This window comes from Halobacterium sp. NMX12-1 (assembly GCF_040435975.1).
In the GTDB taxonomy this organism is placed as follows: domain Archaea; phylum Halobacteriota; class Halobacteria; order Halobacteriales; family Halobacteriaceae; genus Halobacterium; species Halobacterium hubeiense.
On record NZ_CP159204.1, the window covers coordinates 2,098,530 to 2,124,842 of the forward strand.

Below are 26,313 nucleotides of genomic sequence, written 5' to 3' on the forward strand. Positions count from 1 at the left end.
AAGAGACTTACCGGTCGCTCGCGGAGGAGCCAGCATGGCGGACATCAACCTCACCTCGCTCGGGCTGGAGTTCGGGGGTGGCGCCGGCATCGGCGCCATCATCGGCTTCGCCGCGAAGAAGGTCGCGAAGCTCATCGCGGTCATCGTCGGCCTCGAGCTCGCGCTGTTCAAGTTCCTCGAATCGCGGGGCATCATCACCGTCGACTGGGACCGCCTCACCGGTGGCTTCCTCGACATCACGCAGGCCGCCAACGGCGCCGCGCCGCCGTCGTGGGTGAACACCATCCTCTCGACGCTGTCGGTCAGCGCCGGCTTCACGGGCGGGTTCCTGCTGGGCTTCCGGAAGGGATAGCTTACCGCGTGTCGAGTTCGTCCTTCTCCTTGATTATCGTCGTCTCGCCCTCGCCCTCCGAGACCTCGTTGACGAGGTCGTAGAAGTCGTTTTGCATCCCCGCGGGGAACGTCAGCACGCCCACCCACGAGCCGTCTGCTTGCCATTCCTCGCGGTCGAGTTCGCCGAACTCCCGAATCTTGGCCTGCCCGCTGCCGGCGTAGTCCGGCGGCAGATTGACGGCGACGGTCACCTCCTCGAAGCGAATCGGAATCACGGGCCGGAGCGCGTCCAGCGCGTCGTCGACCTGGCTCTCGGCGGGCTCCATCGGGTCCACGGTGAACCCGGCTTCTTCGAGCGCGCTCTCGATGCGCTCGGGCGGGTGCGGCGCGTTGTCCATCTGGGGGTTGACGGCGTTCCGGGTGATGGTGTTGATGAGCTTGCGGCGCTTGCGCTCCTGCATCTCCTCGCGCTGCTCGGCGGTGATCTGAATCTCACCGCGCTCGATGACCTCCGGGATAATCTCCATCGGCTCGGTCGTCCCGAACACCTCCTCTAGGTCCTCCTCGGCGGGCCGGTCGCCGCGGGAGGCGTTCTCGAAGACGTCCCGCGCCGCGATGACGTCCTCCAGTTCGCCCTCGAACTCGCCGCGCTTCATCGCGAGCGCGGCGTCGGGGTCGACCAGCACTTCGAATCGCTCGCCGTGCGTTTCGAGGCGCGCGGTCACCGCCTCGTCGAGTGATATCATGCGTGAGGCTTCGACGGGTACACTTAAAAGAGCTTTTCCCGGCGAACCGCGTCCGGGACTACTCCTCGGTCGCGTCGTCGTCCGCGCCGTCGGCGTCGTCCGCGTCGCCCGCCGTCGCGTCGCCGAGCAGGTCGTGCTCGACGAGGTACTCCCGAATCTCGTCGTTGGACAGCTCGATGAACGCGCCCGTCTCCGCGTCGATGGTCGCGACGCCGACGCCCGCCGGCTGGAGCGACTCGCGAATCTCGCCGAGCGCGCGCAGCGCGAGTTCGACGCCCTCGTCCAGCGGGAGCGACTCGTCGTAGTGGTCTTCGAGGTAGCCCTGCACCGTCGAGCGGTCCTCGCCGATGGCGATGGCCTTCCACTCGTAGGGCGTCCCCGACGGATCCGTCTCGAAGAGGCGGGGTTCGCCGTTCGTGACGCCGCCGATGAGGAGTGCGACGCCGAACGGGCGCGCGCCGCCGACCTGCGTGTACTGCTGGATGTGGTCGGTGATGTCCTTCGTCAGCGTCTCCACGCCGATTGGCTGGTCGTAGCGCACCCGCTCGACCTGCGCGTCGCGGCGCGCGAAGTCGATGAGCTGGCGGGCGTCGGCGACGTGGCCGGCGCTCGCGATGCCGACGTGGTTGTCCGCCTTGTGAATCTTCTCGACGGACGCCTCCTCCATCAGCGGCGAGCTGATGCGCTTGTCCACGAGGAGGACGACGCCGCCGTCCGTGCGCACGCCGATACTCGGCGTCCCTCGCTTGACTGCCTCCCGCGCGTACTCCACCTGGTAGAGGCGGCCGTCCGGCGAGAAGATCGTGATACCGCGGTCGTAGGCCTGCTGTTGGTTCTGTCCTTGCATGGTTAGCAGTCGAGGTCCGTCGCGCCCACGTACCCGTCCTCGCAGTCCACGTCGAGGCGGTCGCCCCGGCGGAGCGCCGGGCGGGTGTCGCCGGCGAACGCGACGCTGGCTTCGGCTGCGGGTTCACCCGGCCGTCCTAAATACTTTTCCTCAGCGGCGCGTATCGTGCCGGAGACGCCGCGTACCGCCACCCTGACTGCGTCGCCGCGGACCTCGTCGACGCACGCCAGCGCCGCCCGCCCGCGCTCGACCTCGCCGTGGCGCACGCGGACCAGCGCCTCCCCGCTGCCGTCGTCGAAGGCGAACTGGAGCACGCGCAGGTCGGCGTCCGCGCTCCCCGCGTCCCCGTAGAGGTTCTGCGCGGCGAACCAGACGCTGCGCTGGAAGTCCCCCTGCGAGACGTCCGCGTCGGGCCACGCCTCCAGCTCGACGGCGAGGTACCGCCACCGCGGCCGGAGGTGCTTCGGGAGGTGTTTCACCGCTTCTCGGCGACGAGCACGCCGACCTGCTCGTGGACCATCTCGACGGCCGTGAGCGCGTACCCCTCGTCCGTGAACGCGTCCGCGAGCACGCCCACCGTCGCCGGGTCGTCCACCTCGGGGCTGTAGAACGGCTCCTCGGGGTCGGGCTCCCCGAAGAACATCACGTCCCCGAGCACGACTTTCCGCGGGCCGAGGCCGGCGATGACCGAGATTGCTTCGCGCTTCTCCGCGTCGCTGAGGTGGTGCATCGCGAAATTGGAGGTGACGATGTCGACTTCGCCGTCGTAGTTCGGCTCGCGGAACTGCCCCTGTCCGAACTCCACGTTGTCGAGGCCGCGCTCGTCGGCCTTCCGGCGCGCCTCGTCCATCATCCCCTCGCTGATGTCGCGGCCGATTACGCGGCCCGCCTGTTCGGCGAGGCCGAGCGCGATGGCGCCCGTCCCACACCCCAAGTCGAGAACGGTGTCGTCGCTGTCGGGATTCGCGTGTTCGAGGACGAGCGCGACGCACTCGTTGTACTCCGCGGACTTCTCGTCGTCGTAGTCGGCCGCGAGGTCGTCGAAGCGCGCGGCGTGCTCCTCAACTGTCTTCTTCATACCTGCCGCGTTCGACCCCCGACGTGATGAACTCCTCGGACGTGCGGTGGCGGTTGCGCTCCGCGAGGTCCCCCCACGCCTGTAGCCCCGCTCGAATCTGCTCGCGGTCGAACCCGACCGCCTCGCCGACCGCCAGCAGTTCGCGGGGCGCGCGCAACTGGAGGTGGGACTCGGGGTCGGCGCTGACGACGTACGGCGCGTCGTAGTGGGCGACGAGCTCGCGGAGCTTCCGTAGCCCGCGCAGCGCCTGCACGCGCTCGCCGCCGCTGGCGCGCAACACCTTCGAGAAGTCGAACTCCAGGTGGACCGCGTTGCGCTCGGCGGCCTTCACGACGACGTGGTTGACGTCGCCGCTTCCCCGCATCGGCCCCGCGAGCACGTCCACGCGCTCGGACTCGGCGACGAACCGGTTCAGCTCGGGCGTCCCGCCGCGCGCGACCAGCACGGTCGCCTGCTCGCGGAGGTTCGCGATGGCGCCGCTGGCCTGCGAGGTGTCCTCCGCGTCGAGTTCGACGCCCGACACCACGTCGATGCCGTACTCCTCGGCGACGGCGTCGTGGTCCACGTCCGGCCGCGCGTCCGAACGGCTCCGCACGACGACACCGTCGTAGCCGACGCTGGCGGCTGTCGCGGCGAACCGCGGGACGGTGCTGTCGCCGTCCGGGTGGGCGTGAACGGCCTCGTACACGACCGTTCGTTCGCGGGCGGACGGTAAAAACGCGTGCGTTCGCCGCCGGCTCAGTACGCGAACACGTCCCACGCCAGCTCGCCGAGCGAGCGCGACCCGAGCGCGGCCGGCCGGCGGGCGTCCACGCCGCGCCCGGTCTCGACGGCGTAGCTGACGTTTCGCACGAGCTGCGTGCCGTCAACGGTCGCGTTCAGGCGCGCTCGCCCGCCGAGGACGACGCCGCGCTCGGCGTCCACGCGCATCCGTATCCGCGCGGTCTCCGCGCTCACGCTCCCGGTGGCACTCCCCTGCAACGCCTCGAACACCGCCGCGTCGCCGGTGAGTTCGAGGGTCCGGGTGCCGCCCGCGCGCTCGACCGTCGTCCACGACCCGGTTCGAGCCGCGGGGAGACCGTATCCCACGCCGACGCCCTCGGTGACGGTGTAGTCGTCGCTGACCTGCCAGTACCCCGGGAGGGCGTGTGCGGTGTCGCCGTCCGCGGGAACCGCGCCGAGCCGGAAGAACCCGGAGGTGTAGCCGCGGAACTTGTAGGCGACGCCGCTGTCCGCGTACCCGACGTCGGTTCGGTTCTCGTGGCGCAGCGAGGCCCTGAACTGGCGCGCCGAGCGCTCGACGACGGTCGTGGCGACGGCGCGGTCGCCGTCCCATCGCTCGGTGGCGACGACGCGGTGGTCCGCCGCGCCGGTGTTGTCGAGGGCCGCCGCATACGCGTCTGAGGCGTCCGCTGGCAGCGGCGACACCGCAGTAGCGGTTCCGGGCCGCGTCTCGGTGACGCGGACCGCGCTCGCGCCGGCGACCAGTCCCGCGACGAGGAGCGCCGCGAGCGCGACCCGCCGCACGGGAACAGAGCGCGGTTCCCCGGGCTCGGACGCGGCGAGGGCGACGTGCATCGGGTAGACGAACACGCCGAGGAGGACTAGCGTTCCCGCGCCCGCGCCGACCGTTGCGAGGAACGCGAGCGTCGCGGCGTCCCGGGTCGCGTACTGGCCGCTCGCGAGCGCGCCGACGAGGACGCCAGCGGCGAGGACGCACGCGGCGTGGAGGGCGAGCGCAGTGGCGGTCCGGCGGCGGTTCTCTACCGCGCGCAGCGGTGCGGCGGCCGACGCGCGGAGTCGGTCGCCGGCGACGACGCGTTCCACGGCGGGCGCGAGCACCGCCCACGCGAGGAGCGTCCCCGCGGCGACGCCGGCCAACGGCGCGACGAGGACCGTCGTGGGCGAGAGCGAGCCGCCGGTCGCGTAGACGGCCGCGCGGAGCGGCGTGTCCACGAGGAGGAACGCGGCCGCGCCGAGCGCGAGCGCGACGAGGTGGCCGCCGACAGCGACCGCGAGGAGCCGCGGGCCGCGGTCGCGGAGCGTCGCAGTGACGCGCCACTGCGGGGGCGCGGCGGGCGTTTCGAGCGCGTCGCGAACCGTCGGCGCGGCCGCGGCGAGCACCGGGAGCGCGACGACGGGCGGGAACGCGACTGTCAGCACCGGGTGAACGACGGCGAGCGCGAGCCGGACGGCGGCCTCGCAGAGCAGCGCCGCGGCCGCGAGCGCGAACACGCGCGGTCGATTCAGGACGACGTGGAGGGCGTCGCGGAGCGTGGGGGCCATCGTCCGTACGAGCTCACACGACCCTCAAAAGACGGTCGGTGGGCGGCTACGAGAGGGCTTCGCGGGCGTTCTCGACGGCGGCCTCCTTCTTCGCGGGGTAGGCTTCGACTTTCGCGCGGAGCGCGATACCGTCGCCCAGTTGGGCGTCGCCGAGGAACGCTTCCTGCTTGTCGAGGTGGACGAACAGCGAGCAGTTGTCGTCGACGCGCTGGTCGAGCTCCTCGCGGATGCGCTCGATGTCCGCGCCGTCGCGCAGTTGGCCGAGGACGTGGCGCATCTCGTCGGCGCGCTCGACGCGCGCGGACAGCACGACGATGCGGTCGCCGAGGTGGCCTTCGCTCTCGGCGCGCTCGAGTTCGACGTCGTCGGGGAGGAAGTGCCCGAGCGCGTCGGCGACGCGGACCTCGTCCTCCGTGCCGTAGCAGAACGCCCGGAGGTCGACGTAGTGGAACGGAACCTCGCTCATTGCGTGGCGGTAGCGGCCGCGGCGGTAAAAGCGTCGCCACTGGCGGGCGCGCCCGCGGCGGCCGTTCTACGACGTTGCATTTCACCGACAGAACTACTTGAACCGACGGCGAAGCTCGACCGACCGATGCAGGACCAGCGCTTCCTCGAATCCGAGTGGGACTACTGCGTGGTGCTGGACGCGTGCCGCTACGACGTCTTCAGCGAGCTCTACGACGACTACCTCGACGGCGACCTCGAGAAGCGCTGGAGCACGGGCTCGTCCACCCCCGAGTGGGCGTACCGCACCTTCGAGGGCGACCACGACATCGCGTACTTCTCCGGCAACCCCTTCATCAACAGCCTCGGCATCCCGCTGAACGAGCTCAAGTGGGGCGCCAGCTGCGACTACGAGTGGAGCGCCGACGACCACATCAGCGAGGTCGTCGACGTCTGGAAGCACGGCTGGGACGACGACCTCGGGACGATTCCGCCCGAGAGCATGGCCGAGTCGTTCCGCGACAACCAGGAGCTCGTCGCGGACGCCGACCGCACGGTCGTCCACTACATGCAGCCCCACGCGCCGTACCTCTCGCGGGGCGGCGGGCAGAAGCTCAGGCAGATACAGAAGGGCATCAAGCGGCAGGGCGAACGCGCGGAACTCGGCGAGGACGGCGGCCTGCTGTCGGCGCTCGGGGACCGGGTGCGCCCGCGCGTCGAGAGCGTCCTCGACGACAGCAACCTCGCGATGAAAGTCGGGCTGTGGCTCGAAACCGGGCTCGGCGGCGTCCTCACCGACGGCACGAGAACGACCGCGATGCGCTACTACGAGGAGAACCTCCGAATCGCCCTCGAAGGCGTCGCGGAGCTCGTGGAGTCGCTGGACGGCGACGTCGTCGTCACCGCCGACCACGGCGAGGCGTTCGGCGAGGACGGCGTCTGGGAGCACCACATCGAGACCCACATCCCGGCGCTGATGGAAGTGCCGTGGCTGGAACTCGACTAGTCGGCGCTGGCCGGCGAGTCGCTCCCGGTGGACGCCGCGTCCGGGAGGTACGACGCCGCGACGTCCGCGACGCGCTTCGCGCCGTTGGCGTGCGGTTCCGGCGGCTCCACGGCGTCGAGGAGCGCTTCCACGCCCGCAATCGAGTCCGCCGCGTAGAAGCCGGGCGTGTCCGCGAGGGCGTCCACGACGCCGCGCTGCTCTGACGTCGCCGGCAACACGATGCAGGGCGTGCCGGCGACCGCGGCCTCCATCACCGTGGAGTAGCCGCTGCAGATGACGAGGTTCGCGCCGGCGACGAACGGCTGCAGCGACTCCTGTAGCTCCCAGTCGTCGCCGCCGACGAGCGTCACGTCCCGGCCGCTCGCTTCGATGGCGTCCGCGAGGCGGTCGGGGTCCACGCTGAACTCGCTGGGCACGACGAGCACGTCCACGTCCGCGTCCGGCGCGTCGCCGACCGGCGCCATCGGCCCCACGTCGTCGGCGCCCGGAATCGACGGGCCGCCCGTCCAGACCTTGGGGTGGAGGAACTGCTCGGCGCCGTAGCCCGCGATGCGGTTGCGGACCCACGCGCCGGCGCGCTCGACGGTCGTCGAGTAGAACGCCGCGGGGTCGTGGGAGACGTAGACGTAACGCTGGCCGTGCAGGGTCGCGGCGATGGCCGCGGAGATGTCGTCGGTCACGAGGAGCGCGGGGGCTTCGTCGTCGAACCACCCGCGGTACTGCTTGACGCGCTCGGCGACCGCGGGCCCGCTGTTCCGGAGGACGTCCAGCAGGCCGCCGTTCTGGTAGTCGCCGACGAAGTCGAGGTCCAGCGGCTCGAACTCCGTGTAGCCGTTGGCCTCCACGAACTTCGTGCCGGGACCGCCGCCCGCGATGACCACGTCGTAGCCGGCGGCTTCCAGTTCCTCGACGACCGCCAGCATCCGGGTGGCGTGGCCGGCGCCCTCGCAGTAGTGGGCGACGGCGACCTTCGGGGGTGTCGCGGTCACGTGTGCGTCACTGTCGGTGCGCGAGCGGTATAAAACACTCCGAACGGGAGCGGGTCACGAGCGGACGCCGAGCGCGCTGGTGGCGGCGGCGCCGACGGTCGTCGTCAGCAGGTAGCCGCCGACGCTGTGAATCGTGACGACGGCCGCGATGGTCGGCGCGCTCACGGCCGTCAGCAGCGTGAGCAGCGTGACGTTGATGGCTTCGGTCCCACCGAGGCCGCCGGGCGTCGGGAGCGCCGACCCGACCTTCCCCAGCGGGAGCACGAAGAACGGGACGTAGACGGGGACGGAGGCGTCGAGCGCGAGGAACGTCACCCACAGGCCCAGCGCCTGGAACGCCCACCCCAGCGCCGAGCAGCCGACGGCCGCCACGAGGCGCTCGCGGGAGACGGCGACGCGGCCGAGCGCGTCCGTGAACCCGCTGATGCGGGCCGCGAGGTCCTCGGCGTCCGGGAGAGAGACGCGGGGAATCGCGCCGACGACGCGGTGGATGACCGCCGCGACCGTCCCGCCCGCGCGGCCACGAATCGCGGCCCGGTAGCGCCACACGACCGCCGCGAGGACCGGGAGGACCACGGCCGCGGTGATGACGGCGACCGGGAGCAAGCCGAGTTCCCCGTCGGTCTCCGTGGCGACGTAGTAGAGCGAGCCGACCGCCGCGAACGCCAGCGACGGCACGACGTTGATGGCGTCGAGGCTCGTGATGGACGCGAGGCTCACCTCGTAGTCCGTGCCCGCGGTCTGGGTGAGCAGCCACGCGGTCACGGGCTCGCCGCCCGCCTGCCCGAACGGCGTGACGTGGTTCGCGAACGCGCCCGCGGCGTTCACGAGCAGCGCCGTGTGGACCGGCACGCGGATGTCGAGCGCGCGCAGGACGTTCCACAGCGCCAGCCCCCACGACACGTTCCACAGCAGTATCACGCCCGCGACGACCGCGAGCAACACGGGGTCCGCGGACCGGGCGGCCGCGAGCACCTCGCGGGCGTCCACGACCCAGAACATGACCGCGAACACGAGCGCTGCGCCCGCAACCCCGGCCACCGTCGCCAGCAGGTCCTCTCGCTGCACGCCTCCGAGTGGCGGGCGGGCGTGAATCAATCCATCGAATCCCGCGGCCGGGGGTCGTCCCGTCGCCCGTCGAATGGGAGGTTTTTTCTCCGCCCGTCACGACCGGAGCACCGAGTACCTCCCCGGAAATGTTCGAGAAGACGCCCACACCGACCGATGGTTGACGTGCCCGCTCAGGCGGCCAACGTCGCCCGCAACCTCCGCTACCGCGGCGCCGACGCCGTCCGCGAACTCGCGTCGCTGGTGAAGTACTCGCGGCGCTCGACGACCGACGCCGACCCCGTGCTGGACGCCGACTGGGACGTTCTCGTCCTCCTGGACGCGTGCCGCGCGGACCTCTTCGCGGAGGCCGCCGCCGACGCCGACTACGACTTCCTCCCCGCGGACCCGGGGTCGCGGACGTCGCCCGCCAGCTCCTCCGTCGAGTGGCTGGAGACGGTGTTCGGCGGCGCCAGCGACGACGCGCTCGCGGACCTCGCGTACGTCACCGGCAACCCCTACTCCGCGTCGAAAATCGACCACGACCGCTTCCACGGCGTCGAGGAGGTGTGGCGGTACGCGTGGGACGACGACCTCGGCACGATTCCGCCGCGGCCCGTGACGGACGCCGCCATCCGCACCGGCCGCGAGGCGGCCGCCGACCGGATGGTCGTCCACTACATGCAGCCGCACTTTCCGTCGGTCCTGGAGCGCGAGCAGCGAAGCGAGGGCGTCGAACTGGACGCGTTCGGCGACGACGAGATGTCCGTCTGGGACGACCTCCGCTTCGGCCGCCGGAGCGAGACCGACGCGTGGGAGACCTACCGCGAGAACCTCGAATACGTCCTCGAGGACCTCGAACTGCTGTTCGAGAATCTGGACGCAGAGCGCGTCGTCGTCACCGCCGACCACGGCAACGCGTTCGGCGAGCACCACGTCTACGGTCACCCCGGTGGCGTCGATCTCCCCGTCCTCCGCGAGGTGCCGTGGTGCGAGACGACTGCGACCGATACGCACAGCCACGACCCGGACGCCGCGGGCCGCGACGACACCGGCGAGAGCGGCGACGTCGTCGAAGAACGACTCGAAGACCTCGGCTACCGAACCTAACTATGGACACTACCGACTCCCCGAACCTCCTGCTGGTCGTGGTGGACTGCCTGCGACAGGACTTCCTGCACCGCGACGCCGTGGACACGCCGTTCCTCGACGGGCTCCGCGAGCGCGGACGGGAAGCCACCGACCTGTACGCCACCGCGACCACGACGACGCCCGCGGTCGCGAGCCTGCTGACGGGCACGTACGGCGAGCGCAACGGTATCAAGTCGCTGCGCCGCGGCAGCCTCTCCGACGATGTCGAGTCGATGCCCGAGATACTCGGCGACGCCGGCTACCACACCGAGGCGATGGCGACCGGACCGCTCGTCCCCGAGACCGGCCTCGACAGGGGGTTCGACCGCTACGAGTGCCGGGACCGCGACGAGTCGATGTTCAGCGACTGGCGCGAGGACGGCCTCGATAGGCTCGCCAGTCTGCCGGAACCGTTCGCGGCGTTCGTCCACCTCTGGGAGATTCACGAGGACGTCCACGTCCCTCGCGAGTTCGACAGCGCGGAGTACGGGGAAACGCCGTACGGCCGCGCGCTCTCCGCGCTCGACCGCGAAATCGAGGCGCTCGCCGACGGCGTCCCCGAGGACACGGTGGTCGCGGTCGTCGGCGACCACGGCGAGAGCATCACCCACCGCAACAACCCCCTGCGCCTGCTCGCGAAGTCCCTGCGGGACGGCCTGAAATACTACGGCGGCGTTGACACCCGCGGCGCCGAAGAGCGCGTCAATCAGTACTGCGAGCGGTTCGGCCCCGACCTCGACGACCACTTCCTCGAGAACGGGCACGGCGAGAACGTCTTCGACTTCACCACGAACGTCCCGTTCGTGCTCGCCGGCCCCGGCGTCGAGCCCGCGACCGTGGACGCCCAAGTCCGCCAAATCGACATCCTCCCCACCTTGCTGGACGCGCTCGGCGTCGACCGCGAGACCGACGGCGAGGTCGTCGAACCCGGAATCGAGGACCGCGTCGCGTACATGCGCGCCTGCGGTGCCTCGCTGCACGGCGAGCGCAACTGGGCGCGCGCCGTCCGCCACGACGACGCCAAGTACGTCGAGTACCCCGACCGCGACTGGGAGCCCGGCGTCTACGACCTCGCGGAGAACCCCCGGGAGCTGGAGCGCGCCGACGACCCGGAGCTCGAAGCCGAACTCCGGGAGCGGCTCCCCGAGCGCGGCGTCGACCCGACGGACGTCGAGATGCTGGAAATCAACGAGCGCCTCGAAGACCTCGGCTACCTCTGAAGCGGCGGCTACGAAGCGGGAAAACAGGGAGAACGAGCGTCGTTACGCGTCGTCGACTTCTTCGTCGTCGTCCTCCTCGCTCTCGTCGTCCTCGGCGAGTTCGAGGTTGTCCTCGGGGACGCCGGCCTCCTGGCCGTCGTCGAAGCTCACGGTGTAGTTGGGCTCGCCGAACATCGTGTCGACGACCTGCGTGACGGTGCCGGTCTCGCCGTCGTACTCGCTGTGCTTGTCGTGGAGGACGACCTCGTCGTCTTCTTCGAAGCTCATACCCCAAGTTCCGCCGGCCGATTCAAAAGCGACCCGGTTTCGGGGCTGAAACGGTGACGCCCGCGCCCGGCCGCGACCGCCGCGCCGACCGCGCTCTCGTAGCGCTTTTCTCGGTACTCCGCGTGCGTGCTGGCATGGACGTACGCGTGCCGGCGGACAGCGAGCGGGCGGCCGTCGCCGACCGGCTGCTCCGGCCGGCGTACCGCGAGGCCGAAACCCTCGACCCCGCGTTCAGCGACCTCGACGAGGCCGTCGTCGCCGAGGAGGACTGCTCGCGGTGGCTGGACGACGACGACCGCACGATGTTCGTCGCGTACGACCCCGAGCCCGTCGGCGTCGTCTCCGGCGGCGTCACGTCCTCACCCAAGCTGTACACCCGCGGGAAGAACTGCTACGTGGACGGCCTCTACGTCGTCCCGGAGCGCCGCCGCGAGGGCGTCGCGGGCCGCCTGCTCGACCGCATGAAGGCGTGGGGTCGCGAGCGCGACTGCGAGTACGCGAGCCTCTCCGTGCACGTGGACAACCACGCCGCGATGGCGTTCTACGAGGACCACGGCTTCGAGCCGAAGTTCCGCAGCCTCCGTCAGCGGCTCTGACTACTCCGGGCCGAACGACTTCCCCTCGCGCTCCTCGGCGTCCATCCGGCGGAGCGTGGCGCGGGCGTTGCTCGCCTCGTAGCCGAAGAACACGCCCTCGGCGTACTCCTCGACGACTTCGGTGGCGTGCACCAGATTCTCGACCTCCACGTCGACGGCGTACAGCTCGACGCTGAACGGCGCGTCCAGCAGGTCCTCGAAGCCCGAGGCGATGGTCTCCAGCCAGTACGTCGTCCCGTAGCTGGTGTCGTACAGCGGGACGACGAATTCATCCACGTGTTCGGCGAGCGCCTCGACGTCGAGGCCCGCGCGCTCGTAGAGGTGGCCGGGGTACGGGTCGGGGTAGAGCGTGAGGTACGTCGTCCCCGGGATGCGGTCGGCGGCCTCGGCGACGAACTCCGTGATGACGCTCGCGCGCCAGTCGTACCAGTCCTCGAAGTCGGATTCCGTGAACGCGCTCTCGCAGCGGTCGCAGTGGCAGTACTCGGCGCGCGGGAACCCGACGTCGTCGAGGCGGACGTCGCCGTTGACCTCCGCGCACGTCTCGATGACCGTCAGGAGGCCGTTGCGGTAGTCCTCCGCGAGCGGGCAGATGTACGACCAGTCGAAGTACGGCCGCTCGCGGGTGGCCTCGTTGCCCTCGTCGTCCACGGGCACGAGGTCGGGTTCGGTGCCGGCGGTGGCGTTGTCCCCGAAGCAGGACACCATGCTGACGGCGTCCTCCAGCGGGTCGGTGTGGCGGCCGGTGACGTCTTTGACCTCGTAGAACGTGCGGTCGAACTCCGGCCACTCGACTTCCTCGGCGTTCCGCGTGACGACGCCGTACATGGACGCGAGTTGGCCGGCGGGCCGCCTAAGTCGTTCGCTCTCGGCACGCGCGCAGAAAAGCGGGGACCGGGACCGACTAGTCGATGCGGTCTACTTCCTCGGGTTCGGGCGCTTCGTCGCCCCCGACGACGAACTTCCAGACGAGGGCGATGACGAGCAGTGCGGCGGCGGTCTTCACTAGTTTTCCTGCCATGACTGACACTACTCGCGGAGTCATTAAACGCTTTGCGGGGTCGGCACGAATCCACGATTCCGCGCCGACACGTCGCGGTCACCCGCGGAGGTGTGCGGTGATGTCCTCGCGGACGAGCTCCCCACAGTACTCGCAGCGCAGGCCGTCGTCCAGCACCGCGAACGTCGGCTCGACGGGCTCGCCGGCGTTCGTGATGCACTCGCGGTTCGGGCAGACGAGCACGCCGCCGACCTCCTCGGGGCGCTCGACGCGGCGCTTGTCCACGACGTCGTAGTCGCGGATGATGTTGATGGTGGCCTCGGGCGCGATGAGCGACAGCACCTCGGCCTCGCTGTCGCTGAGTTCGCGGCCCTCGACTTTCACGACGTCCTTGCGGCCGAGCCGGTCGGAGGGGACGTTCATGCCGAGGCTGACCGTCGTGCCCTCGGTGCCGTCGATGCCCAGCAGCTTGAGCACGTGCAGCGCCTCCCCGGCGGAGACGTGGTCGATGACGGTGCCGCTCTGAATCTTCGAGACGCGGAGTTCTGTGTCAGTCATCGTCGAGGAGCAGGTCGAGGAGGGCCATCCGGACCGGGACGCCGTTGTGTGCCTGTTCGAAGTACGTCGCGTTCTCCGTCTCGTCGACGGCGGCCGAGATTTCGTCCACGCGGGGCAGCGGGTGCATCACCGCGAGGTCGTCTTTCGCGTCCGCGAGGGTCTCGGGCGTGATGCTGTACTCGCCGGCGACGGCCTCGTACTCGTCCTCGTCGGGGAAGCGCTCGCGCTGGATGCGCGTGACGTACAGCACGTCGAGGTTCGGGAGGACGGCGTCCAGCGAGTCGTGTTCCTGCACCTGCGCGCCCGCCTCGTGGAGGTCGTAGCGCACCGAGCGCGGCAGCCGCAGCGACTCGGGGCTGACGAAGTGCTGGCGGACGTCGAAGTTCGTGAGCGCGTGCGCCAGCGAGTGGACGGTGCGGCCGTACTTCAGGTCGCCCATGATGCCGATGGAGATGTCGTCGAGGCCGGCGTGCTCGCGAATCGTGTAGAGGTCCAAAAGCGTCTGACTCGGGTGGTGGCCGGCGCCGTCCCCGGCGTTCACGACGGGGACATCGACGTGTTCGCTGGCCATCTTCGCGGCGCCCTGCTTGGGGTGGCGGAGCACGATGCCGTCGGCGTACCCTTCGACGACGCGCACCGTGTCGGCCAGCGACTCGCCCTTCTTCACGGACGAGGACTCCACGGAGCCCATGTCCACGACGTCGCCGCCGAGGCGTTTCGCGGCCGTCTCGAAGCTCATCTTCGTGCGCGTGCTCGGCTCGAAGAAGCACAGCGCCAGCAGCTCGTCGGCGTGTCGCTCGCCGGCGGCCGCCGGGTCGTCGTCGAAGGCCGCCGCCCTGTCGAGGACCGTCTCGATGTCGGCCCGCGAGAGCTGTTTGGCAGTGAGGAGGTGGTCGTGACGCATCGGTTCAGTACGCGACCCCCGGAAGCGTAAAGCTCCCGGAGCGCACCCGCTCCGGGGTGTGCCACCGCGCCCCACTCGTGCCGAGGTTCAAGTGCGAAGCCGCGACCACCTGCTCGCGTGCTGGCAGTCGCGGGCGGTAAGGGCGGCAGCGGGAAGACCACCACCGCGCTCGGGCTGGCGGGCGCGCTCGTCGAGCGGCGGCGCCGGCCGCTGGTCGCGGACTGCGACCTCGACGCGCCGAACCTCCACCTGCGGGCCGGCGTCCCGCGGGACCCCGGCGCCGACGCCTCGACTCCGACCGCGGCCGTCCACGAGTCGGCGACCGTCCCGGGCGCGGACGTGCTCCCCGCGGGCGACGCGGACGGCGACGACCTCGCCGCGGCACTCGACGCGCTGCCCGAATCGCGGCCCGTCATCTTGGACTGCCCCGCGGGCGCCAGCGAGGCCGCAGTCCGGCCGCTGCGCGCCGCGGACGCCTGCGTCGTCGTCGCGACCGACACCCGGGAGGGAATCGAGGACGCCGTCAAGACCGCCGCGATGGCGCGCGCGGTCGGGACACCGGTACGTGCCGTCGCTGTCACCCGCACGGCCAGCGTCCCGGACGGCCTCGCGGACGCGGCGGCCGCCGACGCCGTCCCGATTCCCGACGCCGCAACGCCGCTGGAAGCCCGAGAGACCGCCGCAGCGTACGCGACGCTCGCGGACTACGCGGAGCCCAATACTTAACCTCCGTCCGTCCCCTACAGTCGGTTCATGCGCGAGCGGCTCTCCACCGGCGTGGACGTCCTCGACCGGGAACTCGGGGGCGGCGTGCCGGCCGGAACGGTCGTGGCCTACGAGGCCCCGCCCGCCAGTCAGGGAGAGCTACTGCTGTACGAACTCACGCGCCCGCGGCCCACGCTGTACCTCACCACGAACCGCACCGAACAGGCCGTCAAGGACGCCTTCGAGGCGACGGACGCACCCACCGGCGACCCCGAAGTGGGGTACATCCCGGGCGCGGACGCCATCGAGAACGCGCGCCGCGCGTTCCGCAGCGTCCCCCCGGAGTCGACGGTCATCATCGACCCCGCGGACGCCCTCGAACGCGCGGACCGCGGCCGCTACGAGAACTTCGTCAACGAACTCGGCAACCACATGCGAAACGTCGGCGGCATCGCGGTCCTGCACTGCCTGGACACCGACCACGACCCCGAACTGCGCGGCACCACCGAGCACATGGCCGACGTCGTGTTCAAGCTCCGCGTCGAGGAGAACAACGACGAGGTCGAGACGCGGCTCACCGTCCCGAAGTTCCGCGGCGGCAACGCACTGGACTCCTCGATCAAGCTCAACCTCGGCGAGCGCGTGCAGGTGGACACCAGCCGCGACATCGCGTAGACGGACCCCGAGCTACGGGTCGTCCTGTTCTGCGATAAAATAGGCCGAGCGGCCGGGTTCGAGCGTTACGCGTCTTCGTCGACGTCGAGCTCCTCGACGATTTCGTCGGCGTCCACGTCGGCGTCTTCGAGGGCTTCCTCGACGTCACCGAGGCCTTCGCCGCCGCCCATGCCACCCATGCCGCCCATCATACCGGGCATACCAGCGGGCTGGCCGTCGATGATCTCCTGGACGATGACGCGGTCGATGTCCAGCATGTCGATGATCTGGTTGAGAATCTGGTCTTTGCCCATCATCCACTGCTGGTTGAACTGGAGCTGCGGGGACTGCTCGATGTAGAGGGTCTCCTTCTCGACGGTCTCGGTCGTGGTCTCGGTCTCGCCGTCGTCGGTCTCCTCGGTGACCTCCTCCTCGACCTCGTCCGTTTCGAGGTGCATGTCGAGCTCGGCGTCGAAGTACATCTGGAGCAGGCCGCGGGCCTTCTCGACGGTGTCCTCGACCTGGTCGAGAATCTCGTACTCGTACTCGACGTCCTCGCCGGCGAGCGGGTGGTTGAAGTCCACGCGGGCGCGGCCGCCGATGACGGCTTCGACGTGGCCGTGCTCGCCGTCGATGTCGACGTGCGCGCCGGGGTAGCGCTCGTCCTCGGGAATCTTGTTCGCGGAGACCGTGCGGACCTCCTCGTCGTCGTACTCGCCGAACGCCTGCTCGACGACGACTTCGCCGGTGTCACCGACGTCCTTGCCGACGAGGTCGTCTTCGACGTCCTCGAAGATGTGGCCCTCGCCGATGACGATGGTGCGCGGGGAGAACTCCTGCTCGTCGGTGTCGACGCCTTCCTCCTCGGCGACTTCCTCGTCGGTGGTGTCGACGAGTTCGCCGCTATCGACCGTGTAGGCGGTGTAGGAGAGCTGCACGAAGTCCCCCTCCTGGAGTCCGCCCTGTTCTGTCTCGGATTCGTCGGCCGTCTCGGCCTCAGTTTCGTCGCTCATACCACTACGCACTCCCGTTCCACCCTTAAGAATCACGTTTCGCGGCCGCGAGCGGCGTCGCGGGTCGCTCGGTCAGCGGTGCTCGGCTAATGTGACGAGGGCGTCGGCGTCCACGGAGAGCCACGCGGTGAGCCGCCGGTCGCCGTCGACGTCCGGCGGGGAGAGCGTGCAGCGGTCCGGCGTGTTCTGATAGCGGACGACGGTCGCCTCCAGCGGCGTCGTGTCGGCGTCGTCGCGCGACTGGGGGACGCCACGGGTGGTGTCGGTGGACATCGTGACTCGGGTCGGGCTTCGAGAGACCGCGGGATAACGCCTGCTAAGAGGGGGACGTAGCACTATTGAGGCCTCCGAAGCGCCGTGTTTTTCCGGGGTCGCCGCGAGCACTCGGCCATGTACGAGGTGGAGGTGAAGGTGCCGGCGGACCACGACGCGGTCCGCGCGGCGCTCGCCGACGTCGACGCCGAACGCGTCGGGACGGTGGCACAGGCGGACACGTACTTCGACGCGCCGCACCGCGACTTCGCGGAGACCGACGAGGCGCTGCGAGTGCGGCGCGTCGCGACCGCGGCCGCGTCCTTCGAGCGCGAGGCAGTCGAGGGCGGGCTCGCAGCCGCCATCGACGCCGTACTGGACGGCGAGTACCGCGCCGAGGGCGAGTCCCGCGTGACGTACAAGGGGCCGCTGCTGGAGGCCGAGTCGAAGTCCCGCGAGGAGTTCGAGACCGGCGTGGAAAGCGGCGCGGAGATGCGCGAGATTCTCTCGCGGCTCGGGTTCGACCCGGCGGCGACGGTGCGAAAGCTCCGCGAGACCCACCACGTCGAGGCGTTCGAGGTGCTGCTGGACGCCGTCGAGGGCGTCGGCGAGTACGTCGAGGTCGAAACCGAGGTCGAGTCCGACGGCGAGGTCGAAGCCGCCCGGGAGGACGCCTACGACCTCCTCCGGCGGCTCGGGCTCGACCCCGACGACCAGATTCGGACGTCGTACCTCGGTCTCAAGCTCGCGGACGCCTGACGGGTCTATGCGCGGCAGACATATTCGGGCTCGCCGTGCTTTTCGCAAGTTATAGAAGCGGAGACGGGCAACACTTGCGCAATGACCGAGCGGAACATCCAAGTGCAGTCTCTCGACCGCGGCGCGGTCGAGGACGAGGACGTCGAAATCGTCGAACGAAAGGGGCTCGGCCACCCCGACTCTATCTGCGACGGCATCGCCGAACACGTCTGCGAACGGCTCGCCCGCGAGTACATCGACCGCGTCGGCGAAGTGCTGCACTTCAACACCGACGAGACCCAGCTCGTCGCCGGCACCGCCGCGCCCGCGTTCGGCGGCGGCGAAGTCGTCGATCCCATCTACATTCTCGTGGTCGGCCGCGCGACCAGCCACTACGTCGCCGACGACGGCACCGAGTACCACATCCCCGTGGAGTCCATCGCGCTGGAGGCCGCCCGCGACTACCTCCGCGAGCACTTCCCGAACCTCGACCTCGAAACCGACGTCGTCGTCGACGTCAAGCTCGGCGAGGGCTCCGGCGACCTCCAAGAGGTGTTCGTCGAGGACGGCCCCGACGTGCCGATGGCCAACGACACCAGCTTCGGCGTCGGCCACGCCCCCCTCACGGAGACCGAGCGCATCGTCTACGAGACCGAACAGTCGCTGAACGGCCCGTACGGCGACGCCCACCCCGCCATCGGCGAGGACGTCAAGGTGATGGGCAAGCGCGAGGGCGACCACATCGACCTCACGGTCGCCGCCGCGCTCGTGGACGCCCACGTCGAGGACCTCGAGGACTACAAGGCCGAAGTCGAGGCCGTCCGCGAGCACGTCCACGACCTCGCGACCGACCACACCGACCGCGATGTCGCCGTCCACGTCAACACCGCCGACGACTACGAATCCGGCTCCATCTACCTCACGACCACCGGCACGAGCGCCGAGCAGGGTGACGACGGCAGCGTCGGCCGCGGCAACCGCGCGAACGGCCTCATCACGCCGAACCGCTCGATGAGCATGGAGGCCACCTCCGGGAAGAACCCGGTCAACCACATCGGGAAAATCTACAACCTCGTCTCCACGGAAATCGCCGAGAGCATCGTCGACGAGGTCGAGGGCATCCGCGACCTGCGCGTCCGCCTGCTCTCGCAAATCGGCCGCCCCATCGACCAGCCCCACGTCGCCGACGTCCACGTCGTCACCGAGGACGGCCTCGCGGTCGCCGACGTCGAACCCGACGTCGAGGAAATCGTGGACGCCGAGCTCGCGAACATCACCGACGTCACGCAGCGCGTCATCGACGGCGAACTCGACACCTTCTAGGGCACGTTTTGCGCTGCGGGCGCGTGCGCTCACTCGCTGCTCACGGCTCGCTACGCTCGCCGTTCGCATATCCCGGGGCGCTCGCACTTCGCGCCTCGCTGTGGTCGTTCGCGCAGTGAGTCGGACACCTCGGGCTCTTCGACCCGTCCTCAGAACGCGAAGCTTCTGATGGGCTGCGCAAGAGCTTCGCTCTTGCGAACGCTCGGCGTCCGAATGCTAACGGCTGCCGGCTGCCGAGTCAGTCGCAGTTCTAGTTCTCTACTTCGGAGACGACGTTCAGGCTGAACCTCCAGCCTTCGCCGAGATAGTTGTCGTCCTCGAAGCGGTACGTTCCCGTCGGATGGCATTCCTCGCTGTCGTGGGCGGCGAGCACGCGGAACTCGCGGCTGGCGGTCTCGCCGGGGTCGAGCGTCTCCTCGCGCATCACGGCGGGGAGCGCGACGCCGTCGGTCGCCTGCCAGCAGTCGTCGCTCGGTTCTTCTGGTGTGACGCCGGCGTCCGGGGAGAGCAACAGCGTGGCGTCGCCATCCTCGCGCGTGCCGCGAATCGCGTCCCACGGGACGAGCGACCCGAACGTGAACGTTCGAGCGTCGTCGGCGTCGTTCGTGAACGCGACCTCGAGGCGCGCGGGGTGGTCAGTCGTGAACTGCGCGGTGACGGTCACGTCGATAGTGGCGTTCTCGACCGGCGGGTCGTCGGTCTGGACGTTCGTGAGCGTGTACGGGAAGTCACTCGTGTCGTCCGGGGTGTCGCCGGCGGGCGCGCCCGTGCAGCCCGCGAGCGCGGCAGCCGCCAGCGTCCCGAGGTAGGTGCGGCGGTTCACGTGTGCCCGGACGAACGCCTTTGTTAAACTCTTTCTCCGGACTCAAAGAACAGTTTTAGCGCGCGTGAGACCGACCGCTAGAAGACCGCGTCCAGCGCCTGCTGGAGGTCAGCCTTGAGGTCATCGACGTGCTCGATACCGATGCTCGCTCGGATGAGCGGGTCCGTCAGGCCCGCTGCCTCTCGTTCTTCCTTGGGGATGGCGGCGTGGGTCATCGCGGCGGGCTGCTCGATGAGCGACTCGACGCCGCCCAGCGATTCGGCGAGCGTGAACACTTCGGTCTCAGAGACGAACTCGCTGGCCTCCTCGAGGCTGGCGTCCAGTTCGAAGGAGAGCATCCCGCCGAAGTCGTCCATCTGTTCCGCCGCGAGGTCGTGGTCCGGGTGGCTCTCCAGTCCCGGGTAGAAGACGTGCTCGACGCGGTCGTGGGCGTCCAGCCACTCGGCGAGTGCCTGTGCGTTCGCGCAGTGGCGGTCCATGCGCACGCCGAGGCTCTTCGTCCCGCGAAGCACGAGGAAGCAGTCGAACGGACTGGGTGTGGCGCCGACGGAGTTCTGGTAGAAGGCGAGGCGCTCGTCGAGGTCCTCGTCGTCCGTAATCAGCGCACCCGCCACGAGGTCGGAGTGGCCGCCGAGGTACTTCGTGAGGCTGTGGCAGACGAGGTCCGCGCCGAGTTCCAGCGGGCGCTGGAGGTACGGCGTCGCGAACGTGTTGTCCACGGCGCAGAGCGCGTCGTACTCGTGGGCGACGTCCGCGAGCGCGCCGATGTCGTTGACGTTCATCAGCGGGTTCGTCGGCGTCTCCACCCAGAGGAGTTCCGTGTCCTCGCCCATCGCCGCCCGGACTTCGTCGTGGTCGGTGGTGTCCACGAAGTCGAACTCGAGGTCGTACTCCTCGTAGACCTGCGTGAAGATGCGGTGGGTGCCGCCGTAGACGTCGTTGCCCGCGACGACGTGGTCGCCGGCCTCCAAGAGGTTCATCACGGTGTTGATGGCGCCCATCCCCGAGGAGAACGCGCGGCCGTAGTCGCCGCCTTCGAGGCTGGCGAGGTTCGCTTCGAGGTCGGTCCGGGTGGGGTTCCCGGTGCGGCTGTACTCGTAGCCGCGGTGGTCGCCGGGCGCGTCCTGCTCGTACGTGGAGTTGGCGTAAATCGGCGTCATCAGCGCGCCCGTCTCCTCGTCGGGCTCCTGCCCGGCGTGGATGGCGCGCGTCTCGAAGTGTTCGTCGTCGTCGCTCATATTCCGAGCGTCGGCCGCACGCGAGTTAGGTCTGTTCGTTAGGGGACGGCCCCGCCGCGTCCGGGATACCCGCAGAAACGGGCGGAAAGGCGTCTTTTTTGCCCGTCTAGCGGCTGGTCGGCGATATGTCCGGACCAGTCAGCACCGCGTGGCAGCGATACCGCTCGGTCCCGCTCATCGCGCGCATCTTCGTCGCGTTCCTCCTCGGGTCGGCCGCGGGCGTCGCGTTCGGCGAGCGAATGACCGTCGTGCAGCCGCTGGGCGACCTCTTCCTGCGGCTGCTGAACATGCTCGTCATCCCCATCATCGTGTTCACGCTCCTGACGGGGATTCGCCAGCTCTCGCCCGCGCGCCTCGGGCGCATCGGCGGCGTGACCGTCGGCCTGTACGCCGTCACCACGACCATCGCGGGCCTCATCGGGCTGGCCGTCGCGAACCTCCTCCAGCCCGGCCGCGGCGTCGAGTTCACGGGCGGCGAGGCGCAGTCGCAGGCGCCGCCGTCGCTGACCGAGGTGGTGCTGGGCATCGTCCCGAACAATCCGGTCGCGGCGATGGCCGAGGGCAACCTCCTCGCGACCGTCTTCTTCGTCATCGTCTTCGGCATCGCGCTGACGTACGTCCGCGCGCGCAACGACGAACTCGCGGACAGCGTCGACTCCGTCTTCGAGGCGTTCGAGGTCGGCGCGGAGGCGATGTTCGTCGTCGTGCGCGGCGTCCTCGAGTTCGGCGTCGTCGGCGTGTTCGCGCTGATGGCCGCCGGCATCGGCACCGAGGGCGTCGGCGTGTTCTCCTCGCTGGGCGAACTCGTGCTCGCGGTGGCGATTGCCGTGGTCGTCCACATCGCGTTCACGTACCTGTTCGTGCTGATGCGGCTGGTCGTCGGCGTCTCCCCGCTGTCGTTCCTCTCGGGCGCGAAGGACGCGATGGTCACCGCGTTCGCCACGCGGTCGTCCAGCGGCACGCTCCCCGTGACGATGCGCAACGCCGAGGAAAACCTCCGCATCTCCGAGCGCGTGTACTCGTTCGCGCTCCCGGTCGGCGCCACCGCGAACATGGACGGCGCCGCTATCCGGCAGGCCATCACGGTGGTCTTCGCGGCGAACGTCGTCGGCCAGCCGCTCGCGCCCACCGAGCAGGTGCTCGTGCTCGTGGTCGCCGTCCTCATCAGCATCGGGACGGCGGGCGTGCCGGGCGCCGGCCTCGTGATGCTGACCGTCGTGCTGAATCAGGTCGGCCTGCCGCTGGAGGTCGTCGGCTTCGTCGCGGGCGTGGACCCGATTCTGGGCCGCATCGCCACGATGAACAACGTCACCGGCGACCTCGCGGTCTCGACGGTCGTCGGGAAGTGGAACGACGCGCTCGACCTCGACGGCGGCGTCTGGAGTGTCGTGACCGACGACTGACGCTCAGATGACGTCGTCGGGGTCGTGGGCCTCGCGCATCCGCTGGGCCTCCGCGGCGTACTGCTCTACGAGGTCGGGGTCGCCGGTCTGCCCGAGGTTCCCGGGGTCGGCGTCCACGGCCGCGGTCGTGTCCCGCACGTCCGAGAAACTGGTGAGCGCGCGCTCCTTGCGGAAGTACCGCTCGCCGTCCGGGGTCGCGTACGTGAGGATGATGATGTTCTGCTCGTCGTCCGAGTACGTGCGTTCGACCAGCCACACCCGCACGGACTCGTCGCCGTCGTCGCTCATACCGGTCAGTTAGCGCTCGCGCGGAAAGAACGTACTGGCGGACAGCGACAGGGTTTTTCGCGGTGCGCTCCACACGTCTCCCGTGAACGTACGGGGCGAGGTGACCGACGTCGACGAGGTGCGGTCCGTGAACACGCAGTACGGCGACCGGGACGTGCTCGACGTCCACGTCCGGCCGGACGCGGACAGCGACGCGGCCGCCGACGACCACGGGGCGGCCGTGCGCGTGACGCTGTGGGGGAAGTGGACGGAGGCCGTCCAGTACCTCGAATCCGGGATGGAGTTGCTGGTGACCGAAGCCGAAGAGGACGAGTGGAACGGCGAGGTCCAGTATTCGACGAGCAAGCAGTCGTACGTCGTCGTCGAGCCGGACTTCCTCGTGGACGTGACGAACATCCGGTCGTTCGTGCAGTGCCCGCGCCTCTACTACCTGAACAAGCTCTCCGGGCTCCCCCTCAAGTACCCGGTGACGAAGGGGACAATCGTCCACGAGGTGTTCGGCGACCTGCTCCGCGGCCGCGATTTGGACGAGTCCGTCGCGGAGCGCGTGGCCGACGCCGGCCTCGAACTCGGCCTGCTCGGCCGGGACCGCGAGGAAGTCGAGGCCGACGTGCGCGCGAACGCGTCAGCCATCGAGGGGTGGCTGAAGCAGGGCCACCTCTCCGGGGACGGCGGCACCACCGAGGACACAGCGGAGGGCTGGCGCGCGGGCGACGACTGGCGCTCGGAGTACACCCTGATTTCGGAGACGTTCGGCATCAAGGGCCGCTGCGACGCCATCCGCCGGGGGATGCCCGTCGAACTGAAGACGGGGAAGAACACGAACCGCGACCCGCGCTTCCACGACAAGGTGCAGGCGGCGTGTTACGCGCTGATGCTCGAAGACCGCGGAGTGAACGCCGACACGGGCACCCTCCTCTACACGAAGAACGCCGCAGTGGACCGCAGTGAGGAGTCCGGCGACCTCTCGCCAGCCAAGGAGTTCTCCATCGGGAAGGGTTTCCTCGACTTCGTGGTGCGCCAGCGCAACCACCTCGCGGCAATCGAGTACGAGGGGAGTCCGCCCACGGGCTTCGAGGCGGACGCGAAGTGTGAGTACTGCTTCGAGCAGGACACCTGCATGGTCGTGTCGGGTCGCCTCGACCAGGAATCGAAGGCCGGGCAACTCGGCGAGCCGCTCCCCGACGAGGAGCGCGCGTACTTCGACGACATCTACGCCGCAATCGAGCGCGAGCGCGACGCCGTCCACGACGAGTACCGCAAGCTCTGGGAGCAGACCGCCGACGAGCGCGCCGACGACGACCGCGCGGTCGTGGACCTCGAACCCGCGGGCCAAGAGGAACTGCCGGACGGCCGGTGGCGGATGACGGCGAAGCGCCCGACCGCCGCGGCCTCCAAGATTCGACAGGGCGACCGCGTGCTCGCCTCCGACGGCGACCCCGTGCGAGGAACCGCGGAGATGGCGCGCGTGGAGACGCTGGCGCCCGACCGCGTCGTCGTCACCGCCGACGAGCCCGTCGAACTCCGCCGACTGGACGTCTACCCCTCCGAGTTGAGCGTCGACCGGATGCTCACCGCGCTCCACGACGCGCTCCTGAAGGGCGACCAGCGCCGCAAGGACGTGCTCTTCGACCGCGCGAGCCCCGAGTTCCGGGACGACGAGCACACCGTCATCGAGAACAACGACGCGCAGAACGACGCCGTCAGCAGGGCGCTGAACGCCGAGGACTTCGCGCTCGTCCACGGCCCGCCCGGCACCGGGAAGACGTACACCATCGCGACCCTCATCCGGGAGTTCGTCGACCGCGGCGACCGCGTGCTGTTGTCGGCGTTCACGAACCGCGCCGTCGACAACGCGCTCGAAGCTCTACGAGAACAGGGCCACGAGGACATCGTCCGCGTCGGGACGTCCACGGGCGTCCGCGAGGACATGCAGGACCTCCGCTTGAACCAGTCCGGCGACCCGGCGGAGTGCGCGCGAGCGCTCCAGACCGCCGACGTCGTCGCGGCGACGACCGCGACCTGCGGTTCTCGCGTGATGCGCGAGCAGGAGTTCGACGTGGTGCTGGTCGACGAGGCGAGCCAGCTCACCGAGCCGGACACGCTCGCGGCGGTCAACCGCGGCGAGCGCTTCGTGCTCGTCGGCGACCACGAGCAGCTCCCGCCGGTCGTGCGCTCGGGCGGCCGGCTCTCCGAGTCCCTGTTCGAGCGCCTCCACGACACCCACCCGGAGGCGTCGGTGATGCTCGACCAGCAGTACCGGATGAGCCAGCGCATTCAGGCGTTCTCCTCCGAGGAGTTCTACGACGGCCAGCTCCGCCCCGCGACCGGCGAGGTCGCCGCGCAGACGCTCGCGGACCTCGGCGTGGAGACGGGTGGCGCGGTCCAGAATGGTGTCACCTTCCACGACGTGCCCGGGACGAGCGACGCGCACGTCGACCCCGCGGAGGCCGAGCGCGTCGGGGAGGTCGTCCGCGAGTACGTGGAGGCCGGCGTGAATCCCGAGGACGTCGGCGTCATCGCGCCGTTCCGCGCGCAGGTCGCCGAAATCGGGCGCCGGGTCCCCGAGGGCGTCGCCGTGGACACCGTGGACCGCTTCCAGGGCTCTTCCAAGGAGGTCATCGTCGTCTCGTTCGTCGCGACCGGGAGCCTCGACGGCCCCATCTTCGAGGACCACCGGCGCGTGAACGTCGCGCTCACTCGCGCGAAGAAGAGTCTCGTGCTCGTCGGCGACGAGGCGGCGCTGCGCTCGGAGCCGCTGTACGACCGGATGGTCGAGTGGGCGTCGCTCTCCTGACTACTCGACGGTCAGCACGCCGTCTCTCGTCACGTCGCCGTTGACGTTCACGGAGACGTCGTACTCGCCGGCGGACGCCGGGTTCCGGACGTCCGAGACGTCGAGGACGAGCCAGTCGCCGGCCTCGATGTCGTGGTTCCCGCCGAACGTGACAGCGAGCGTGCTGTCGTCGTCGCTGGTCGAGAGCCCGTTCAGGTCGACCATCGCGTCGGTTTCGAGGACGCCGTCGCCGTCGCTATCGATGCCGACGCGCTCGATGTCCGAACCGCTGACGTTGCTGACGTCGGCCGAACTCGGGTACGTGACCTGTATCTTATTCAATGAGTTCCCGACGGCGTCCGAACCCTCCTCGACGTGAACGCGAACGTAGTGGTCGTCGGGTTCGCCCGGCTCACCGTCGGCTGCGTGGATGAGTTCGGTCTGTACCTCGTCGGCCGCTCCGCCGTCCGTTTCGCCGTCCGCGAACGACGGCATCTCGATGTCGCCGACGGCCGGCACGGCGACCAGCACCGTCCCCGCCAGCACGACGGTGATGGCCACCATGAGCGCGACCCCGACGACGGGACTGACTGCCCGTCCAGCGCGCATCACCGGAGAGACTCGCGGCCCGCGGAAAACGGCGATGGC

30 protein-coding genes are annotated in these 26,313 nt (G+C 69.8%); 11 read left to right on the forward strand and 19 right to left on the reverse strand.

From position 1 onward, the window contains the following. The first annotated feature begins 34 nt into the window (after nucleotides 1-34). Entirely contained in the window at nucleotides 35-352 is a 318-nt protein-coding gene (locus ABSL23_RS12810; RefSeq protein WP_059057025.1) for an FUN14 domain-containing protein, read from the forward strand. Between the two features lies 1 nt (nucleotide 353). Here ABSL23_RS12810 and ABSL23_RS12815 read toward each other — a convergent pair whose 3' ends face one another. Genes ABSL23_RS12815 through ABSL23_RS12845 form a run of 7 tightly spaced genes read right to left on the reverse strand, consistent with a single transcriptional unit; the run spans nucleotide 354 to nucleotide 5,756 of the window. After that, entirely contained in the window at nucleotides 354-1,079 is a 726-nt protein-coding gene (locus ABSL23_RS12815) for a ribosome assembly factor SBDS (protein WP_059057026.1), read from the reverse strand. 58 nt (nucleotides 1,080-1,137) lie between these two features. Beyond that, nucleotides 1,138-1,926, reverse strand: a complete 789-nt coding sequence (psmA, locus tag ABSL23_RS12820) for an archaeal proteasome endopeptidase complex subunit alpha (protein WP_353634003.1) — start codon at nucleotides 1,924-1,926, stop codon at nucleotides 1,138-1,140. A 2-nt stretch (nucleotides 1,927-1,928) separates the two neighbouring features. Next, nucleotides 1,929-2,405: an Rpp14/Pop5 family protein gene (locus ABSL23_RS12825; protein WP_353634004.1), complete on the reverse strand. Its 477-nt coding sequence runs from the start codon at nucleotides 2,403-2,405 to the stop codon at nucleotides 1,929-1,931. Further along, entirely contained in the window at nucleotides 2,402-3,004 is a 603-nt protein-coding gene (locus ABSL23_RS12830) for a class I SAM-dependent methyltransferase (protein ID WP_353634005.1), read from the reverse strand. Before ABSL23_RS12830 ends, ABSL23_RS12825 begins: the two co-directional genes overlap by 4 nt. Then, nucleotides 2,988-3,692 (reverse strand): RNase P subunit p30 family protein, encoded by a 705-nt coding sequence (locus ABSL23_RS12835; protein WP_353634006.1) that lies wholly within the window; start codon nucleotides 3,690-3,692, stop codon nucleotides 2,988-2,990. The genes ABSL23_RS12830 and ABSL23_RS12835 overlap by 17 nt, the downstream gene beginning before the upstream one ends. A 50-nt stretch (nucleotides 3,693-3,742) precedes the next feature. Continuing rightward, the gene (locus ABSL23_RS12840; RefSeq protein WP_353634007.1) at nucleotides 3,743-5,290 is read right to left on the reverse strand and encodes a hypothetical protein; all 1,548 of its coding nucleotides are present in this window, start codon (nucleotides 5,288-5,290) and stop codon (nucleotides 3,743-3,745) included. Nucleotides 5,291-5,336: 46 nt separating this feature from the next. Beyond that, the gene (locus ABSL23_RS12845) at nucleotides 5,337-5,756 is read right to left on the reverse strand and encodes an RNA-binding protein (protein WP_353634008.1); all 420 of its coding nucleotides are present in this window, start codon (nucleotides 5,754-5,756) and stop codon (nucleotides 5,337-5,339) included. A 126-nt stretch (nucleotides 5,757-5,882) separates the two neighbouring features. On the opposite strand from ABSL23_RS12845, the gene ABSL23_RS12850 reads away from it, so the two are divergent. After that, nucleotides 5,883-6,740, forward strand: coding sequence for a hypothetical protein (locus tag ABSL23_RS12850; RefSeq protein ID WP_353634009.1), 858 nt, complete (start codon nucleotides 5,883-5,885; stop codon nucleotides 6,738-6,740). On the opposite strand, the gene ABSL23_RS12855 is transcribed toward ABSL23_RS12850, so the two are convergent. Next, nucleotides 6,737-7,729, reverse strand: a complete 993-nt coding sequence (locus tag ABSL23_RS12855; RefSeq protein WP_353634010.1) for a hypothetical protein — start codon at nucleotides 7,727-7,729, stop codon at nucleotides 6,737-6,739. The two genes, ABSL23_RS12850 and ABSL23_RS12855, sit on opposite strands and share 4 nt — an antisense overlap. 54 nt (nucleotides 7,730-7,783) lie before the next feature. Continuing rightward, on the reverse strand, nucleotides 7,784-8,797 hold the full coding sequence (locus ABSL23_RS12860; protein ID WP_059057034.1) for a lysylphosphatidylglycerol synthase transmembrane domain-containing protein: 1,014 nt from the start codon (nucleotides 8,795-8,797) through the stop codon (nucleotides 7,784-7,786). A gap of 156 nt (nucleotides 8,798-8,953) precedes the next feature. On the opposite strand from ABSL23_RS12860, the gene ABSL23_RS12865 reads away from it, so the two are divergent. Beyond that, nucleotides 8,954-9,886 (forward strand): hypothetical protein, encoded by a 933-nt coding sequence (locus ABSL23_RS12865; protein ID WP_353634011.1) that lies wholly within the window; start codon nucleotides 8,954-8,956, stop codon nucleotides 9,884-9,886. A 2-nt stretch (nucleotides 9,887-9,888) separates the two neighbouring features. Further along, entirely contained in the window at nucleotides 9,889-11,127 is a 1,239-nt protein-coding gene (locus ABSL23_RS12870; RefSeq protein ID WP_353634012.1) for a sulfatase-like hydrolase/transferase, read from the forward strand. A gap of 42 nt (nucleotides 11,128-11,169) precedes the next feature. Here the strand turns inward: ABSL23_RS12870 and ABSL23_RS12875 are convergent, their stop codons facing one another. Next, nucleotides 11,170-11,394: a DUF1918 domain-containing protein gene (locus ABSL23_RS12875; protein WP_353634013.1), complete on the reverse strand. Its 225-nt coding sequence runs from the start codon at nucleotides 11,392-11,394 to the stop codon at nucleotides 11,170-11,172. Between the two features lie 134 nt (nucleotides 11,395-11,528). Here ABSL23_RS12875 and ABSL23_RS12880 point away from each other — a divergent pair, with 134 nt between their 5' ends. Further along, the gene (locus ABSL23_RS12880) at nucleotides 11,529-11,990 is read left to right on the forward strand and encodes a GNAT family N-acetyltransferase (RefSeq protein WP_353634014.1); all 462 of its coding nucleotides are present in this window, start codon (nucleotides 11,529-11,531) and stop codon (nucleotides 11,988-11,990) included. Here the strand turns inward: ABSL23_RS12880 and ABSL23_RS12885 are convergent, their stop codons facing one another. From ABSL23_RS12885 to pyrB, 3 genes are all read right to left on the reverse strand, one after another. Next, on the reverse strand, nucleotides 11,991-12,818 hold the full coding sequence (locus ABSL23_RS12885; RefSeq protein ID WP_353634015.1) for a hypothetical protein: 828 nt from the start codon (nucleotides 12,816-12,818) through the stop codon (nucleotides 11,991-11,993). It lies immediately after the preceding gene. Between the two features lie 271 nt (nucleotides 12,819-13,089). Beyond that, nucleotides 13,090-13,548, reverse strand: a complete 459-nt coding sequence (gene pyrI / locus ABSL23_RS12890) for an aspartate carbamoyltransferase regulatory subunit (protein WP_353634016.1) — start codon at nucleotides 13,546-13,548, stop codon at nucleotides 13,090-13,092. Next, nucleotides 13,541-14,452, reverse strand: coding sequence for an aspartate carbamoyltransferase (gene pyrB, locus ABSL23_RS12895; protein WP_353634017.1), 912 nt, complete (start codon nucleotides 14,450-14,452; stop codon nucleotides 13,541-13,543). The genes pyrI and pyrB overlap by 8 nt, the downstream gene beginning before the upstream one ends. Before the next feature lie 117 nt (nucleotides 14,453-14,569). Between pyrB and ABSL23_RS12900 the strand changes: the two genes are divergently transcribed. Together ABSL23_RS12900 and ABSL23_RS12905 are read left to right on the forward strand one after the other, a co-directional pair. Further along, nucleotides 14,570-15,178, forward strand: a complete 609-nt coding sequence (locus ABSL23_RS12900) for an AAA family ATPase (protein WP_353634018.1) — start codon at nucleotides 14,570-14,572, stop codon at nucleotides 15,176-15,178. Nucleotides 15,179-15,205: 27 nt separating this feature from the next. Continuing rightward, nucleotides 15,206-15,832: a hypothetical protein gene (locus tag ABSL23_RS12905; RefSeq protein ID WP_059057043.1), complete on the forward strand. Its 627-nt coding sequence runs from the start codon at nucleotides 15,206-15,208 to the stop codon at nucleotides 15,830-15,832. A 65-nt stretch (nucleotides 15,833-15,897) separates the two neighbouring features. Here ABSL23_RS12905 and ABSL23_RS12910 read toward each other — a convergent pair whose 3' ends face one another. Beyond that, on the reverse strand, nucleotides 15,898-16,824 hold the full coding sequence (locus ABSL23_RS12910) for a peptidylprolyl isomerase (RefSeq protein WP_353634019.1): 927 nt from the start codon (nucleotides 16,822-16,824) through the stop codon (nucleotides 15,898-15,900). Between the two features lie 72 nt (nucleotides 16,825-16,896). Further along, nucleotides 16,897-17,097 carry a hypothetical protein gene (locus ABSL23_RS12915; protein ID WP_353634020.1) on the reverse strand — a complete coding sequence of 67 codons (201 nt, stop codon included), beginning with the start codon at nucleotides 17,095-17,097 and terminating at the stop codon, nucleotides 16,897-16,899. Nucleotides 17,098-17,214: 117 nt separating this feature from the next. Between ABSL23_RS12915 and cyaB the strand changes: the two genes are divergently transcribed. Then, nucleotides 17,215-17,835, forward strand: coding sequence for a class IV adenylate cyclase (gene cyaB, locus ABSL23_RS12920; RefSeq protein WP_353634021.1), 621 nt, complete (start codon nucleotides 17,215-17,217; stop codon nucleotides 17,833-17,835). 81 nt (nucleotides 17,836-17,916) lie between these two features. Then, on the forward strand, nucleotides 17,917-19,137 hold the full coding sequence (locus tag ABSL23_RS12925) for a methionine adenosyltransferase (RefSeq protein ID WP_353634022.1): 1,221 nt from the start codon (nucleotides 17,917-17,919) through the stop codon (nucleotides 19,135-19,137). Between the two features lie 250 nt (nucleotides 19,138-19,387). Here the strand turns inward: ABSL23_RS12925 and ABSL23_RS12930 are convergent, their stop codons facing one another. Both ABSL23_RS12930 and ABSL23_RS12935 read right to left on the reverse strand, forming a co-directional pair. Next, nucleotides 19,388-19,960: a hypothetical protein gene (locus tag ABSL23_RS12930; protein WP_353634023.1), complete on the reverse strand. Its 573-nt coding sequence runs from the start codon at nucleotides 19,958-19,960 to the stop codon at nucleotides 19,388-19,390. 77 nt (nucleotides 19,961-20,037) lie between these two features. Further along, nucleotides 20,038-21,198 (reverse strand): cystathionine gamma-synthase, encoded by a 1,161-nt coding sequence (locus ABSL23_RS12935; protein WP_353634024.1) that lies wholly within the window; start codon nucleotides 21,196-21,198, stop codon nucleotides 20,038-20,040. Between the two features lie 125 nt (nucleotides 21,199-21,323). Here ABSL23_RS12935 and ABSL23_RS12940 point away from each other — a divergent pair, with 125 nt between their 5' ends. Next, complete coding sequence (locus ABSL23_RS12940) at nucleotides 21,324-22,601, forward strand: dicarboxylate/amino acid:cation symporter (RefSeq protein ID WP_353634025.1); 1,278 nt, start codon at nucleotides 21,324-21,326, stop codon at nucleotides 22,599-22,601. Nucleotides 22,602-22,604: 3 nt separating this feature from the next. Here ABSL23_RS12940 and ABSL23_RS12945 read toward each other — a convergent pair whose 3' ends face one another. Further along, nucleotides 22,605-22,889, reverse strand: coding sequence for a hypothetical protein (locus ABSL23_RS12945; protein WP_059057055.1), 285 nt, complete (start codon nucleotides 22,887-22,889; stop codon nucleotides 22,605-22,607). An 82-nt stretch (nucleotides 22,890-22,971) separates the two neighbouring features. Between ABSL23_RS12945 and ABSL23_RS12950 the strand changes: the two genes are divergently transcribed. Further along, on the forward strand, nucleotides 22,972-25,686 hold the full coding sequence (locus tag ABSL23_RS12950; RefSeq protein ID WP_353634026.1) for a DEAD/DEAH box helicase: 2,715 nt from the start codon (nucleotides 22,972-22,974) through the stop codon (nucleotides 25,684-25,686). Here ABSL23_RS12950 and ABSL23_RS12955 read toward each other — a convergent pair whose 3' ends face one another. Next, nucleotides 25,687-26,274: an archaellin/type IV pilin N-terminal domain-containing protein gene (locus tag ABSL23_RS12955; RefSeq protein ID WP_353634027.1), complete on the reverse strand. Its 588-nt coding sequence runs from the start codon at nucleotides 26,272-26,274 to the stop codon at nucleotides 25,687-25,689. It lies immediately after the preceding gene. Between the last annotated feature and the right edge of the window lie 39 nt (nucleotides 26,275-26,313).